General features: G+C 64.2%; 13 protein-coding genes. 3 read left to right on the plus strand and 10 right to left on the minus strand.

Translation table 11 applies throughout. The annotated features are described in order from the left end of the window. From VFV96_17920 to VFV96_17935, 4 genes are all read right to left on the minus strand, one after another. On the minus strand, nucleotides 1-502 hold a 502-nt coding region (locus VFV96_17920; protein ID HEU5072284.1), incomplete at its 3' end, for a hypothetical protein. A gap of 42 nt (nucleotides 503-544) precedes the next feature. Beyond that, nucleotides 545-2,803 carry a glycosyltransferase gene (locus VFV96_17925; GenBank protein HEU5072285.1) on the minus strand — a complete coding sequence of 753 codons (2,259 nt, stop codon included), beginning with the start codon at nucleotides 2,801-2,803 and terminating at the stop codon, nucleotides 545-547. A 299-nt stretch (nucleotides 2,804-3,102) separates the two neighbouring features. Next, the gene (locus VFV96_17930; GenBank protein ID HEU5072286.1) at nucleotides 3,103-5,388 is read right to left on the minus strand and encodes a Wzz/FepE/Etk N-terminal domain-containing protein; all 2,286 of its coding nucleotides are present in this window, start codon (nucleotides 5,386-5,388) and stop codon (nucleotides 3,103-3,105) included. Between the two features lie 42 nt (nucleotides 5,389-5,430). Further along, nucleotides 5,431-6,564 (minus strand): GNAT family N-acetyltransferase, encoded by a 1,134-nt coding sequence (locus tag VFV96_17935; protein HEU5072287.1) that lies wholly within the window; start codon nucleotides 6,562-6,564, stop codon nucleotides 5,431-5,433. Nucleotides 6,565-6,779: 215 nt separating this feature from the next. Between VFV96_17935 and VFV96_17940 the strand changes: the two genes are divergently transcribed. After that, the gene (locus tag VFV96_17940) at nucleotides 6,780-8,060 is read left to right on the plus strand and encodes an outer membrane beta-barrel protein (protein HEU5072288.1); all 1,281 of its coding nucleotides are present in this window, start codon (nucleotides 6,780-6,782) and stop codon (nucleotides 8,058-8,060) included. A gap of 21 nt (nucleotides 8,061-8,081) precedes the next feature. Here the strand turns inward: VFV96_17940 and VFV96_17945 are convergent, their stop codons facing one another. The 5 genes from VFV96_17945 to VFV96_17965 all read right to left on the minus strand — a co-directional run bounded on the left by VFV96_17945 (nucleotide 8,082) and on the right by VFV96_17965 (nucleotide 12,312). Beyond that, nucleotides 8,082-8,816 carry a polysaccharide biosynthesis/export family protein gene (locus VFV96_17945; protein HEU5072289.1) on the minus strand — a complete coding sequence of 245 codons (735 nt, stop codon included), beginning with the start codon at nucleotides 8,814-8,816 and terminating at the stop codon, nucleotides 8,082-8,084. A 366-nt stretch (nucleotides 8,817-9,182) separates the two neighbouring features. Then, entirely contained in the window at nucleotides 9,183-9,698 is a 516-nt protein-coding gene (locus VFV96_17950; protein ID HEU5072290.1) for an acyltransferase, read from the minus strand. Continuing rightward, a complete protein-coding gene (locus tag VFV96_17955; GenBank protein ID HEU5072291.1) occupies nucleotides 9,695-10,813 on the minus strand; it encodes a Gfo/Idh/MocA family oxidoreductase in 1,119 nt (372 codons plus the stop codon). The genes VFV96_17950 and VFV96_17955 overlap by 4 nt, the downstream gene beginning before the upstream one ends. A 2-nt stretch (nucleotides 10,814-10,815) precedes the next feature. Beyond that, complete coding sequence (locus VFV96_17960; GenBank protein HEU5072292.1) at nucleotides 10,816-11,625, minus strand: sugar transferase; 810 nt, start codon at nucleotides 11,623-11,625, stop codon at nucleotides 10,816-10,818. A gap of 219 nt (nucleotides 11,626-11,844) precedes the next feature. Then, nucleotides 11,845-12,312, minus strand: coding sequence for a transcription termination/antitermination NusG family protein (locus VFV96_17965; protein HEU5072293.1), 468 nt, complete (start codon nucleotides 12,310-12,312; stop codon nucleotides 11,845-11,847). Nucleotides 12,313-12,673: 361 nt separating this feature from the next. On the opposite strand from VFV96_17965, the gene VFV96_17970 reads away from it, so the two are divergent. Then, nucleotides 12,674-13,354, plus strand: a complete 681-nt coding sequence (locus tag VFV96_17970; GenBank protein ID HEU5072294.1) for a response regulator transcription factor — start codon at nucleotides 12,674-12,676, stop codon at nucleotides 13,352-13,354. Here VFV96_17970 and nagB read toward each other — a convergent pair. Then, nucleotides 13,326-14,135, minus strand: coding sequence for a glucosamine-6-phosphate deaminase (gene nagB, locus VFV96_17975; GenBank protein ID HEU5072295.1), 810 nt, complete (start codon nucleotides 14,133-14,135; stop codon nucleotides 13,326-13,328). The genes VFV96_17970 and nagB overlap by 29 nt on opposite strands. A 231-nt stretch (nucleotides 14,136-14,366) precedes the next feature. On the opposite strand from nagB, the gene VFV96_17980 reads away from it, so the two are divergent. Next, nucleotides 14,367-15,233 (plus strand): PIG-L family deacetylase, encoded by an 867-nt coding sequence (locus VFV96_17980; protein ID HEU5072296.1) that lies wholly within the window; start codon nucleotides 14,367-14,369, stop codon nucleotides 15,231-15,233. The last annotated feature ends 38 nt before the right edge of the window (nucleotides 15,234-15,271 follow it).

The raw sequence follows: 15,271 nt of genomic DNA on the forward strand, positions 1-15,271 counted from the left end.
CACCGGCCGCTTCCATCAACCAGCGCCAGCGGGGTCCGAACGGCGCGGCCGGCTGGTCCGGCTCGACGTGGTTGATCTCCGCCGCGCGCAGCAGGGCGAACCCAAGGACGAGGGCCATCCCCAGCGACATGAGCCAGTGGACGCGCCAAAAGGCACCGTGACGCACCGCCGCCCACGTCATCACCCCGACGGCAACCAGCAGCAACACCGCGACGAACAATTTCTGGAGCAACCGCCGCTCGCCATACCAGCCTTCGGCCGACAACCCCGCGCGCCCCACCGTGATCAGCAGCGTTTGCAGATCGAGCTGTTTGTTGAGCCCAAACAAGCCCAGCACCCCGGCCAGCATCCGCCAGACGCCCGCGTCAGCGCCGGCGTTCCGCCGGCTCACGCGGGCCGCGCGGAGGCAAAGCCCCATCGCCACGAAATAGCCCACGGTGATGAGCCACGCCTGCGGCGTGGGATCACCGGCAGATTTCAGCCACTGGAGGAAAGGAGTCATGGGCAAAGGCGCGAGCCGCCTGCGCCGGCTTGACGGCGCCATTCACGGCGCCACCGAGGGTTCGGCCGGCAGGGGTTGCGGCGGAGTGGCCAGCGGACGGTCCCCGACCGACGACGGTGCGGCCCCGGCCCCGGCCGGAAAGCCAACCTGGCGGTCGCCCGCGATGAGCGCATCCACCAGGCCGAGGTAGCTGCCCTGACGTCGCGCCCAACTGTTTTGGTCCGCGTATTTCAAGGCATTCTCGATCAACTGGCGGCGCAGCGGTTCCTCCTGAAGCACCTGAAGACACGCCGCGGCCAGCGCGTCCGCGTTGCCGGACTCAAAAAACCGCACCACGGAGTCATTGAAATAAAACCGGTCGATCTTGGTGCTCGAAACCACCACGGGCACGCCCGAGGACATGAACTCCATGATCTTGGTGCTGTATGCCTCGTTGCCGAAACTGTCCGCCCGTTTGGGGACCACGCCCAGGTCCGCGTCAGCCATGATGCCCGCGATCTGTTGCACGCGCAGCGGTTCAAAGAACCGGACGCTCCCGTCCAGTCCCAGTTCCCGGGCCAGCGCCACCAACTGCGGCTTCATGTTGCCGTCGCCGTAAATGTGGAATTCCGCCTGCGGCAGTGACGCGCGAATGCGACGGAAGGCGCGGATGGCGATGTCCACGCCTTGATGCCATTGCAGGCCGCCGGGAAACAGAATGACGATCCGGCCATCCTGACGGGCGCGGGCGCGGGGCGCAAACAAGCCGGCGTCCACATGGTTGATGAAGGCGTTGCACTTGCCGCGGGTGCCGGTCCGCGCGGTGTAACGGTCGAGCCACAGGTCATTCGCCACGATGACGTGGGTGGCAAAGGCCGCGGAGAGCCGCTCCATGAGCCGGAGCATCGGCCCGACCAGCGCCCATTTGCCCGCCTTGAACTTGCTGCCAAAAAATTCCGGCACCAGATCGTGGATGTCGAGGAGGACGGGGGTTCCCACCAGGCGGGGCAGGAAGGCGGTGAAGACGAGAAAATCCGGAATGTTGTGGATGTGAAACGCATCGTAACGCTCACCCCGCAGCCACTGGCGATGAATCCGCCACGCGCATTTCGCGCCAAACCGGAGAATGGGCAGGAGCAGCGAGAGCGGCGTTTGTTCCGTCTTGCCATGGCGCGCCTGCACCCGCAATACGCGCACGCCATGGATGGTTTCAGCCACCGGCGTCGCCTCGCTGCGGCGCAGGGCCAGCACCTCCACCTGGTCACCCCGCGCGGCCAGCGCCTCGGCGTAACGGGTGACCCGCCCGTCGCTCTCGTAAAAAGAGTGGGTGACCATGCACACGCGCCGGGACGGATGCGGCGGCGCGAGCCGCAGCGGCGCCGCGAAGGCCGCCACCTCGCGCGGCAGGGCGGTCCAGGCTGCGTCGCGGTATTGGTCGCGGACATGCCGCAACAAGGCCGCGTAGTGTTCCACGGGAAAGGTGCGGGACGAGGAACGCTGGCCGTCAAACTGCACGTAATCGGGGTGGACGTTGACCATGGCCATGCCGCCGTGGCGCGCCACCCAATCCAGTTTTTGCCGCCAGATGGCCGGGCCCTTTTCCCGAAACAACAGAAATAGTGTGGAGTCCTGCGGCAAGGTGTAGGGCAGCTCGACGTAACCCGGCCGGTGACGGGCCGCCGCTTCCCGTTCCTCCGCCATCCCGCCGGCCAGCGCGGGATTGGCCACCCAGAACGGAAAGATGGTGCCCTGCCCCTGCGGCTGCGGCTCGAACGGATCCGTGTCGAAGGTGGAAGCATCATACAGCACTTCCAAATCATGCAGCCAGTTCAACCGGTGCAGCATGAAGCCCGCCCGGAAACCGGCGGCGTTCCATTCGCGCAGGTAGGTGTTGATGCGCCGCGCCTGGGTGGCGAATGCCGCGCGACTTTGAAACAACTTGCCGTCGTGCCGCAGATCATGCACGCCCACTTCGAATCCGTTGGCCACCAGCCAGGCCCGCAGTTCGGCCGGCACGGCATACTCGCCCTCGGGAACAAAGTTGAAGCTGGAGCGAAACCCCAGGCTCAGCTCCAGCTCGGCCAGCTGGCGGACCTTGCGCAGCCCTGCCACCCCCTCGACATCATGCGACAGGACGAAGGCAAATTGTTTTCCGGCCGGCCAGCCCGGCCAGCCTTCGGGGGGGCGTTCCGAACCCGGCTTGACCGGCCACACGCCGGTCGTGCGCCGGCGTTTGGGCACGGCCAGCCAGCGGCGCACACCCATGCGCATGGACCAGGGAAGCAGCGGCTTCAGCGAGTAATAGAGGCGGTTGCGAACCATGAGCCGACGTCAGAAAACCCGGTGAGGTGATTCAACGGACAGACTTCGTCCCCCTCCGTTCGCGATGGCGAAAGGCGTGGGCGACCCCATGCGTTGAAGGTGTTTCATCGAAATTCCGCATTGCGAGCCCGGTCGCATGCGGACCGGCTGTTGAGCGCCAGGTGCGGCCGTTCCCCGCACTTCTGAATGGCGCCGGGCGGCTGCACTGTTTCGCGGAAGGAAGCCTGGCCGAACCCGAAAAGGCCTGCGTTTTCTGCCCACCCGCCGGACCAACCCACATTGACCTGCCGGCGGTTGGTTCAAAGTTCCTGCGCCAGCTTGGGCGGAACGTAGGCGCGATGCTTGTTCAAAATGGCCGCCATGTTGGGCCGGGACTCGTTCAGCAAATCATGCGCCCGCTTGAGGATGCCCTGGCCGGTCTTTTCGGATTCCACCACCAGCAGCACCATGTCCATGTAGCCTGCCAGCCGCGCGGTGAAGCTGGTTTGCGTGACCGGCGGCATGTCGAAGATGATGTAATCGTAGTCGCTGGCCTTCATCTTCGGCACCAGGTGCATGAAACGCTTGGGCAACACGCTCGGCAATTGCTGGTTCCTGGGTTCGTGCACACTGACGAGATACAAATTGTCCTGCACCATGGCCGGGTCGCGGGTGGCGCTCTCCAGCGCATCCGAGAGGATGCCGCCGGGCTTGCCCTGGAAAAATGGATGCGCCGCCCCGTGCTCGAGGTTCATGTCCACGAGGAGCACGTTGCCATCGCCCGTTTCAGAAAGGGCCGCCGCCAGACCGGCCGCCATTGAGGTGACACCCGCGCCGTGCGCACAACTGGTGATGGCCACCATCTTCGGCTTGTGCCGCATGTTGCGGACCTCGAAAAAGGTGATCAACCGGTCGCGCAAGCCTTCGTAGTAGGGCCGCAGCTTGTGGGCCGGATCCCACGGGCCGACGGCCGCAGGCGACGGGTCACCGTTGGGACCGGGAGGTTTCACGGCCTCGGCATGCCCCGCCGCCGCGCCCTCACGGCCAAGGAATTTTTTCACCGAGCCACCGTTGCCCCACCCCAGGTCGGGCACCGAAACAAACAACGGAACCGGCAGCTGCCGTTCCACGTCCGCCACGCGATTGATGGTCGGGTTGAGCACCCGGTCGGAAACAAAGCCCCAGGCGAAACCGCCCACGCACCCAAAGACGAGGATCATCAGCAGCGGCTTCATGAGCTTCCGGCCGTCCGGCAGGGGCGGCGTCGGGGATTGCACGATGCTGATGTTGGTGAATTTGTCGGCCCCGAGTGATTCATCCGTGCGGGCCTGCTGCAACCGGATGGTGTAATAGCGGTAATTGGCCTCGTCCACGTCGCGGGCGCGTTCCAACTGCGCGATGGCCGGCTCGGCATCGGCCACCTTGGCGGCGCTGGCGCGGACCCGTTCGAGCTGCGCGCGCAGCACGTCAATCCGCGCCTGCAGCGTGTTCACCCGCAGCACTTCAGTGCCCAGATTCACCGTTTGGTTGGTGCCGGCCGCAACGGGCGGCGCCAGGGCGACCAGCGACGGATGGTCCGCCTCCAGTTTCGCCTTCGCGGCCTCGGCGGTGGCGATCTCATCCTTCACACTGCGCACCAGAAAATACTGGTCGGTGTAGCGGGCGCGCAGGTCGAAGAGCTGGTTGCGCAACGACTCCAGGCGGGTCGCATTGCGGCGATACTGTTCCAGCACATCGGGTGGCACACTGGCCGTGGCCGCCACGTTGGTCACCACCGGGCGGTTGGTCGGCAGCGCCTGCTGCAAGGCATCCAGCGCCGCGCGGCGTTCGGCCAGTTCGGCCTCGGCGGCCAGCAGCTCGCCCTGGATGCGCGTGGTTTCCTGGATGTAGGCGCGTTTGCTGTCGTCCACGGAAATGATCTGCGCGTCGCCCTTGAGCTTCTTCAGATCCTCCTCCGTCTGGGCCAGCCGCGTGCGCAACTGATCGGCCTGCCGCAGGAAGAAATCGTCCATCGCCCCGCCGCCCTGATGGATCTCGACGCTGCGTTTGAGATACGTATCCACCAGCGTGCTGAGCACCGGCTGGACGACCGCGGGATCCGGATGACGGAACCGGACGGTAAGCACGCTGCTGCGCATCGGCGCTTCGACCGTCAGGCCGGCATCAATCATATTGGCGGCCCGGATGATGTCCTGCCCGTCCCCCTTGGCGCCGCCGGCGCGGGCGAGGATTTTTTCCGGCCCCACTTTCTCGGCCACCTGCTTGGCCAGGTCGAGGCTGGTGAGAATTTGAATCTCCGAGTTGATGATGCTGTCACCGCGTTCGTCCGGCGACTTGACCACGGGACTGGCGGGGCCGGCATTGGGCTGGGTGACGGCGGTGGAGGGCGACTCCAATATGTAGCGAATCAAAATCTTGGTTTCCGACGCGTAGAAATGCGGCATCCACAGGTAAAGTCCGGCCGCCACGCCCCAGCTGGCGAGCAAGACCAGGATGATCTTCCATTTGTGGCGGAACAAAATGTAATAGACGTCGCCCAGGTTGAAACTCGGGGCCGCTCCGGGCGGTGGCGGCGCGGACGCGGTTCGTTGCGGGGAATGATTCATGTATGACCTTCGTTTTGCCTGTCGCTCACGAGCAGGCGGTATTCAAGACGAATGTGGATATATCATGCGGCCCAACCAGCGCAGCAGCGGCAGCGGCACGCAGCGGAAAACCGGGGTGACCCAGCTTTCCGCATGATCGACGGCCGGCACGAACCGGTTGCGCGTGAAATGGAAGCGGAAATAATCAATGCGTTCTTCGCGGGCGCCGAATTCCAGCTTGAACCGCCGCAGCCCCGACGCCGAGGGCGAGGTCCGGCCAAGATGCAACGTCGCGTGCCCGTTCTGCGCGTGCCATTTGATGGCCTCCCACATGAGCAGGTTGTTCGGCCGCAGCGCCTGGAAACGACGGTCGAAGGCGCCAAACTTGTAAATGGCCCGCCCGCGGTGCTGAAAGAACACGGCCGCCGCCACCACCACGCCGGATGCCTGCCGCGCCGAGAAAATGCAGCCCCGCCCCGTCGCGAACACGTGCCGGACGATGCTTTCAAAAAAGGAAAACGGCTGCGGCGGCACCCCGTGCCGCCGGCGGGTCAGGCAGTGCAGCGCGTAAAAGGCGCGCATCGCCTCCAGCGTGGCGCTCCGTTCAATTTTCAGACCGGCCCGTTCCGCCTTCCGCACGCCCCGCCGGATGGAATGGTGCAGGGCCGCATACAGCCTTTCCGGCCCCCGGCTCAGGTCCAGCGCATGGCCGTAGTAGGTGACCGAAGCCCGGGTTCCGGGGCGAACCCCTTCACCGCGGGTCTCCAAATATTTCCAACCCCGCTGGCGTCCCAACGCGACCGCCGCCTCGTGCAGGCGTCCCGCTCCATGCGTCACGCCCGCGCTCAACGCCGGACAATTATCCGTAAAGGGCAACGACACCCCCCGCCGCCCGGTCCACCGGCTGTCAACCTCCATGACGGGCAGCAGCTCCAGCATTCCGCCGGCTCCGCGGCGGCAAAAATAAAAGGGTTTGTGCCCGTAGGTTTCATGCAGAACCCGCGCCCAGGCCGCCGTGTGAAAAAACGATGCCTGCGGGTGGTTCGCCAACAATGCGTCCCACGCCGCCGGATCCTGCAACGGATCCAGCACCACCGGCTCATCCGGCATCCCGCCCGCAACAGCGCCGCCCGGCGAGCCCGTCAGGCGGGCCTGTTCAGGCACGAGTGCCATCATCAAGGAGAGCGGGAAGGCCATGATCATTCAACCCGCAACCGGGTGCCGCCACCGGCGAACCGGCGCCCGGAACGTCGGCGGCCGGCCGGCTGGTCCGGCACCGTGACATTTGCATGGTTCGCCAAAGAACGATTTCCTCGCATTCGACCCGCCGGCGGCTGCGTGGCGGCCAGCCCGGTTAAGATTGACAACGGCGCCAGCCTGCGCCTACTCATGCCTACCCAGCGAGGAATAGCTTGAAAACCAAACGATTGTTACCCGCGACCGGCTGGCAACTGGCCCCTGTTTTGGCCGGCCTCTTCACCGTTGTTCACCCCGGGCTGGCCCAGGACGCCCTTCGCACCGCCGTGGCCCAGGACCAGGCCTACGAGACGCGCACCGCGCCCGAATTCATGTCCGCCGCACAAGGACTGCACGCCGGACCGGTTAACTTTCAAGTCGGCGCCACCTACGAACTGGAATGGAACGACAACGTTTCGCTCCGCCCGACGGATGGCGACGATGACTTCATTCATCGGCCCAGCCTGAATGTCCAGGCCCTCTGGCCGATCACCGACGCCACCCGCCTCACGTTCGGCGCCGGCTTCGGTTACGAAGCCTACATGAACCATTCCGACCTGGGCGGCTTCACCCTCACGCCAACGTCGGTTTTTGCGTGGGACATCAAGGTGAAGGATTTTCTTTTCAGCCTCTCCGACAACTTCAGCTACTCGCGCGAAGTGGTGAGCCAGGCCACGATCGGCAGCGGCGTGGCGCAGTTCCCGCGCCTCGAAAACACCGCCGGACTCCGGGTGCGCTGGACGCCGTCGCGTTACGTGGTGGAGGCGGGTTACTCGCATTACAACTTTTTCTCCGAATCGGGAGGCACGACCAATTTTGACTACCTCGATCGCAACTCCGAACAATTCCTGGGCCGGGCCGGCATCCGGTTTGCCGAAGCCACCACCGCAGGCGTCGAGGTTAGCGCGAGCCTGACGGATTATCAGTCAGACGTGCAGCGGGACAACTCGAGCTACAGCGTGGGACCGTTTGTCGCCTGGCAGATCACGAAGGCCATTCAACTGAGTGCGCGTGGCGGTGCCAATTTCAATGCTTTCGACCCGAACCCCACGCATCCGACCAGCGAGAACCTGTCCTCCTACTATTTTGGATTCGACGCGCAACAGCGTTTGACCGACTACATCCGGCACGGGCTTTCCGTCCAACGCGACATCCAGCAAGGCTTCAACGCGGGCAGTGATTACATCCAGCAACTGACGGCCAGTTACTTTTTGAGCTGGAACTTTTACCGCACCGCGAGCGTGGACACCGACTTTTCCTACGGCAAGAGCGACGAGTTTCAGGGCGGCACGGGGACCAGTTACGACCTTTACGGGTTCGGCGTCGGTTTGACCTTTGAACCTCTGGACCATGTCCGGACGAGCGTGCGGTATCATCTGACCACCCGCGATTCCCAGCTGGCGAACAGCGGCTACACGCAAAACACGGTCACACTGGACCTGTCGTATCAATTCTAAACCGGCCACCGGCCGCGGTGTTTAGAAATTGAACGTCTTCACCGGCACATAAACGATGTCGAACGGTTGCAGCTGGAACGGCTGGGTGTCGCCTTCCTGCAACGCGGATTTCAAATTCACGCGGTAATGTTTCTGCTGGCCGTTCTCGATGCGCAACACGGAGACATTGCTCGGCTTGGCCCGCGTCAGATCGAATCCGCCCGCTTCCATGATGGCCTCCATCGCCGTAAGGGGCCGGTCCATCGAAATGCGGCCCGGCTTCAAGACCGCCCCCGACACGTAAACGCAGGCCACGGAGGAGACGAGCGTGACCCGCAACTCGCTGTTCTTGACCAGCCGGCCGTAGTCTTGCTGCAAATCGGCCTGCAAGGCAGACAGCGTTTTGCCGGCCGCCGGCCGGCTGCCCAGGAGCGGCAGCACCACGGACCCGTCGAGTTGAATTTTTGCGGTGGCGTTCAAATTGGTCTCCACATCGAAGGCCACCTGAATGACGTCGCCTTCGACCAGTTGCGTGGCGGGTGAAACCGGCACGGGCGGCACGGCGCCGAGCGCGGCGTTGGTCGGCGCAACGCTGGGCCCGGGCACGCTGGTCCAGCCCGGTTCAACCTGCTTGCACCCGGCCACCCAGCCGAGGCAGAGCAGCAACAACACACCGGCAAACCGGCGGACCATCCATTTCCGATCAGTGTCAGGTGTTGTAACAGTCGCACCCGAAGGACGCGCCGCGGTTGGAACCAGATTTGTATGAGCGTTCATGGGCATTGAGTTTTGGTTGCGTAAACGGCGTGGGCGTGGCGTCGGGTGGCAGCGAGGCGGTGGAAAAATCCGGGCAGACTTCGTCCCCGTCAATTCGCACGGGGTGCGATTGATTGGCACAAGATCCAACTCTGCATGTATTCAGCGCGAGCAACCCTCAACCACGAGCTGATCTGCTGCTCGGCGGCAAACCAGCCTAAGACGGGCGGGCGACGGCGGAGCCGCGGGAAACGATGACCTTGGGCGTGGGGCGCAAACCGGCATGCCCCGCGGACGACGGCAGGGACGCGGACGTCGCCCGGCGCATCCGGGCCCGCACCAAGACCAGGAGCGATGCTCCCTTGCTCTGCTGTTTGGCTGTGCGAATCATGACACACAGGCCGCTTCGGCCGCAGCTTCCACCCGGCGGAGCACCCGGGCCGGGTTCCCAGCAACGATGGTGCCAGCAGGCACATCGCGGGTGACCACGCTGCCGGCGCCCACAATGGCCCCCTCGCCAATCGTGACCCCGCACAAGATGGTGGCGCCGGACCCGATGGACGCGCCCCGCTGCACCCGCGTGGGCACACAGGCCCAGTCCGCCTCGCTTTGCAGCTTCCCGTCGCCGTTGGTGGCGCGCGGGAACAAGTCGTTCACGAAGGTGACACCGTGACCGATGAAGACTTCATCTTCAAGCGTAACCCCTTCGCAAACAAAGCTATGGCTTGAAATCTTGCAGCGCTGTCCAATTTTCGCGCCTTTTTGAATCTCGACGAACGTGCCGATGCGCGTTTCGTCTCCAATCTCGCAGCCATAGAGGTTCACGAACGCGAACAGGCGGACATTGCGGCCCAGCTTCACGTCCGGGGCCACTCGTATCGTGGCGGCATCGTTGGGATTCATGCGGTCACCAGATTTTTGGCCGCCGGTTCCGCCACGGGTTCATCGCCATTGCCGTTGCCCTGCCCGTTCAAGCCGTGGGCAATGGCCCGGCGCGGCTGCACGAGTGAAACAGCCGTTCCGTTCTGGCGCAGGGACTGGTCCGCCCCTTCCAGAATGCGCACCACCTCCATGCCCTCCGGTCCGCCGGTGATCGGCTGGATGCCTTCGCGGATGCACTCCACAAAATGGCGCATCTCCATCTTCAAGGGCTCGTCCTGCTTGATGTAAGGCACGTAAACGTCGCCGTGATGATACGAATAGGTGAATTCAGCGAACGTGTCGTAATGGGGCGGCGTCTCGACGCGGACATCGTAAATCCGGAGCTTCTCCAGCGGTTCCGTGTCGTCGTAAACAATCATCCGCCGCGAGCCCACCACCGTCATCTGCCGGACCTTCTTCGGGTCCAGCCAGCTGTTGCGCACCATGGCGCAGCACTGGTGTTTGAAGGTGAGATACATGGCCGACACATCCTCGATGCCGGGCGCCAGGTGGCAGCTGCCCTGGCAGGAAACCGCCAGCGGCGGCTGTTCGAGCAGGTGCAGGATAATGGACAAATCGTGCGGCGCCAGATCCCACGCCACGTTGATGTCCTTCTGGAACAGGCCGAGGTTCAGGCGCTGCGTGGAGATGTAACGAATCTTGCCGATGTCGCCCGAGTCGATGATTTCCTTCATGCGGTTCACCGCCGGCGAGAACATGAACGTGTGACCGACCATGAGCACCAGACCGCGGCTTTCGGACAACGCGATGAGCTCCTCGCATTCAGCCACGGTGCGGGCCATCGGTTTCTCGATGAACACGTGCTTGCCGGCCTGGAGACAGGCCTTGGCCATGGCGTGGTGAAACCGCACGGGCGTTGCGATCAGAACCGCGTCAACGTTGGGGTTGGCGAGCAACTCCTCGAAGCGCGTCGTGATCGCGGCTGCGGGATGGAGCCGCTTCATGTGGCGCAACCTCTGTTCCGAGGCATCGCACAGCACGGCCAGTTCACAGTCGGCCGTCTGCGAGATATTACGGGCCAGGTTCGGCCCCCAATAACCACATCCGGCAACACCAACTCTGATTTTTTTGTTCATGACTATTCTCCGCTTTGCGTTGAGACCGCAGTGGCTACTCCGGTCGGGATTTTTGACGCGGACTTCGGTGGGTTGCCCGCTCGTTTGGCGGCCCGCTTGGCGGCCCGCAGATCGCACACCTGCTGCACAATTGCCAGCGGCGTGCGTAAAAGTATCAACAGATCCAGCCCCGGGCTCATGCGCCGCGCGTATTCGATGTCCAGCTGGACCATCTGGGTGAACGTGGTGCGGTTCTTGCCGCTGACCTGCCACAGGCCGGTCAATCCGGGGGGCGCCGTGCAGCGCTGCCGCTGCCAGGGCTCATACATTTCGTATTCGTAGGGAATGCAGGGGCGTGGACCGACCAGGCTCATTTCGCCGCGCAGGATGTTGATGATTTGCGGCAATTCATCGAGCCCGCTCACCCGGATCCACGAGCCGCCGCGAATGAGCCGCCCGTCGCGTCCGGCATCCAGCTTGACCATCGGGGCCTGCGAACGAATCAAGGCCTTGACGTGGTCCTGATGCGACCCCTGTTCGGCGTTCACTTGCATGGTGCGAAACTTGAAGCAGGTGAAGGTGCGGCCGTTTTGACCGACGCGGGGCTGGCGGAAGAAAATCGGACCGCGCGACCCGAGGCGGACCACCAACGCCACGAGCAGCGCCAGCGGCAGCCAGACCGGGAGGGCAACCAGCAACACCAAGGCATCCAGCGTCCGCTTCCAGAGCGGCAGCCCCTGCCGCACCGCCGCCGCCGCGGCGCGCTCCGCCACCAGCGTCCCGGACGGGGAGGCAACCACTGTGGGTTCGTAATTTGTGTTCCCTGCGCTCATGTTGTGAATCGCACCCCGTTGCGCGGCGGACACTGGTGGGCCGGCCGCGCTGCCCGGGCGTCACGCCGTTCGTGACGCTCACAACAATGGACAAAGAGCCGTGAACTGCCTAGCCACACAAAAGTGGCAGGCCGCGGCTGACCGACGCCTCCGGAAGAAACCGCACGCAGGGAACAATTTTTACGGGGGCAGCCCGGGGGAAATCCGTGGAGCGAACGCTCAAGTGGGCTCCAAAATCTCCGCCCCCACGCGGACGGCGGCGGCCTGACTGATGAACTCCAATCGCAGCAGCACCGTATCCAGCCCGTAGCGCTTTTCGACCCAGCCCTCCACGCCGCGCAGGGGGCCGGACTTGATCCGCACCCGCATCCCTTCGCCGATGCTGGGCGCCAGGCGGACTTCCAGCCCGGCGGCGAGGGCCTGCAAGATTTCGTGCAACTGCCGTTCGAGGGTTTCCTGATCGTGCACCTCAAGCAGATTGGCCACGTAATCGTTCTGCCGCAGGAAATCCTTGCAGCGCGGCGGCACGTGCAGGAAGACGTAGCCGGGAAACAGCGGCTTCTGGAAGACAACCGTTTTGCCCCGGTATTTGTGGGCCGAGGGATGGCAGGGCAGCGTTGCGCTCAATCCTTCCCGCCCGCACGCGTCCACCAGCTTCTTTTCGCAGCGCGGCTTGGTGTGGGCCACAAACCAGCGCGGCGACGCGGATGGCGCATCGCCGGGGGTAACGGCACTGTGTTCAGGCTGGGTCACGGGTGATCGGGCAAGGGCGCCGGAAAGGTCGAGAATCACCGGCCCGCTTCCCGGAAGCTGCCCGGGAGGATTTTGATTGTATGTCCTTCATTTGTCCACCTTTGTCCCCCAAGAGCGGGCATAATCCACTTGCCCGGCTGACGCCTTTGCCCGAATGTTCAGCGGGCATACCTCGTCAAGGACGGAGCCGCGCCGGCGCACGGCGGGCAGTTGGTCCCGACGAGCCAGCGCAGGCCGAAGGCGGTCAACCGGCCGGGCGGACAACTCAACCATATCACTTGTGCAAGCGGAGAATTTGAAACAACCGAATTCCGAAATCGGTGTGGCGATTGTCGATGATGAGCCGGTCGTCCGGATTGGTTTGGAGGGTCTCCTGAAGCGCTCGCCCGGGTTTCGCTGTGGCGGGGTCTATTCCGATGCCGAATCGGCGCTGACAAATCTCCCCAAAAATCCGCCGGATGTGCTGCTGATGGACATTCAGCTTCCCGGCATGGATGGCATTTCCGCCATCCGCTCGCTGCGCGGGAAGCTGCCGGACACGGAAATCATCATGCTCACCTCGATGGAGGACCACGACCGGATTTTCGCGTCCTTCGCCGCCGGCGCCTCGGGTTACCTGCTCAAGCACACCGCACCCAACAAAATTCTGGAGGCCATCCGCGAGGTGCATGGCGGTGGTTCGCCGATGAGTGCGCCCATCGCCCGGCGCCTGGTGAAGTTCTTTGACGGTGACGGCCCGGCTCCCGCCCCGCCCACACCCGCCGTGCAGAATGTGGAAAACAACCCCAACCTGACGAACCGCGAACAGGAAGTGCTCAGCCTCATGGCCGAGGGCCTGTTGTATAAGGAAGCGGCTGATCGTCTCGGGTTGAGCGTGGACACGATCCGCGCGCACTTGCGAAACATCTACAAGAAGCTCCGTGTGCGCAATCGCACCGAAGCGATCCTCAAACTGTCCGAAGCGAAACCGGAGTGACTCCGCGCGACGGCGCAGTTCCTTCCGCCGGCATCCGCCGGTGCCGGTCGGGTTCGCGGAGCCGGCCCGCGACCGTTTCGTCCAACACCACGGTGCAATCGTGATGCAATTGCAGAGCCGTGGCCGTGACCCGGCTGGTGAGCGGCCCTTCGATCGCCTGCGCCACGATGTGGGCCTTTTCCGCGCCGGTGGCCAGCAGCACGCACCGCCGGCAATCCAGAATGGTGCCCACACCCATCGTGATGGCGCGACATGGCACTTCATCGGGCGGGGTGAACAACGGGCCGTTCTGCTCCCGCGTCACCGGTGACAGCGCCTCGACGCGCGTCCGCGACCGCAGTGCTGAGAGCGGTTCGTTGAACCCCAGATGGCCGTTCCGACCAATGCCGAGCAATTGCAGATCGATGCCGCCGCACTGCTGGATGAGCTGCTCGTAGCGCGCACATTCCGCCTCCAGATCGCGCGCCATGCCATCCGGCAGATGGGTGTTCCGCATGTCAATGTTCACCTGCTGGAACAGGTGATGATTCATGTAATGCCGGTAGGAGTTCCGGTGTGCGCCGGGCAGTCCCACGTATTCGTCGAGATTGAACGTCCGGCAGCCGGAGAAATCGAGACCCGCCTCCCGGTGCAATGCCACGAGCCGGGCGTAAACCGCCTCCATCGTGCGGCCCGTGGCCAGGCCCAAAACCAGTCGCGGGTTCGCCCGCAACGCTTCAGCGATGATTTGCGCCACCCAGTTGGTGGCCGCCGACACCGTCGGTTGAATGATGACGTCCATGAGATGTGCAACAGCCGGGCCGCGTCCGCACCCGGTCACTCATCCGACCACGGGCCCGATTTAAACGCCGCCACATCCGAACAACGTAACGAAAATTCGCCCACCCCAAAATCCCCCAAAAAGGGGGGATGGATTGTGTGGTGCGCGCGCGGCCTCTCTGGCAAAGTGCCGGCAAGCTGACAGACCAGTCCTGAAGACGTTGCCGGGCGCTGGCCGGCAGCCTAAACCAACATGGCCATGAATCCTTATCACGACTTCGTCAACTCCTTCGCCCGCCTCGTCACCGACGGCAAAAGGCTGCCCCTGGGTGGCATCGCGCCGCATCACCGGCCCGCGCCTCCCGCCAGCGCCCCTGCAGCCCTGATCTTTTCGCCCCATCCCGACGACGAATGCATCATCGGCGGACTCGCCCTGCGCCTGATGCGCGAAGCGGGATTGCGCGTCATCAACGTGGCCGTCACGCAGGGCAGCAACAAGGAACGCCAGCAGCCGCGCCTCGTGGAATTGCGCAACGCCTGCGGCTGGCTGGGCTTTGAGCTCGAGCAGACCGCGCCCAACGGCCTCGAAAAAATCAACCCCAAGACCCGCACTGGCGACCCGCAGCATTGGGCCGCCGCCGTCAAGGTCATCGCCGCCTCACTCGCGAAGCACCAGCCCCGCGTCATTTTCTTCCCGCATGAACTGGACTGGAACAGCACCCACATCGGCACGCATCTGCTGGTGATGGACGCGCTGAAAACCCTGCCGGCGAGCTTCACGTGCTTCCTGGTCGAGACCGAGTTCTGGGGCCAGATGGCATCGCCCAATCTCATGGTGGAATCCAGCGCGGAAGACGTGGGCGACCTGCTCGCGGCGCTTTCGTTTCACGTTGAGGAAGTGCGGCGCAACCCATATCACCTGCGGATGCCCGCGTGGCTGCAGGACAATGTCCGCCGCGGCGCGGAACTGGTCGGTGGCCAGGGTGGTGCCGCGCCCAATTTCATGTTTGCCACGCTCTATCACCTGCGGCGTTGGCGCCACGGCGCGGTGCAGGACGTGTATCCGGGCGGACGGCACCTGGGCGAAAAGGAGTCGCCTGCCGCCCTGTTTCAGGACTGACCGAGCCCGGCGGCAAGCGTCGTCTTGCGGCGGGCGAC

The organism is Verrucomicrobiia bacterium (assembly GCA_035765895.1).
In the GTDB taxonomy this organism is placed as follows: Bacteria; Verrucomicrobiota; Verrucomicrobiia; order Limisphaerales; family DSYF01; genus DSYF01.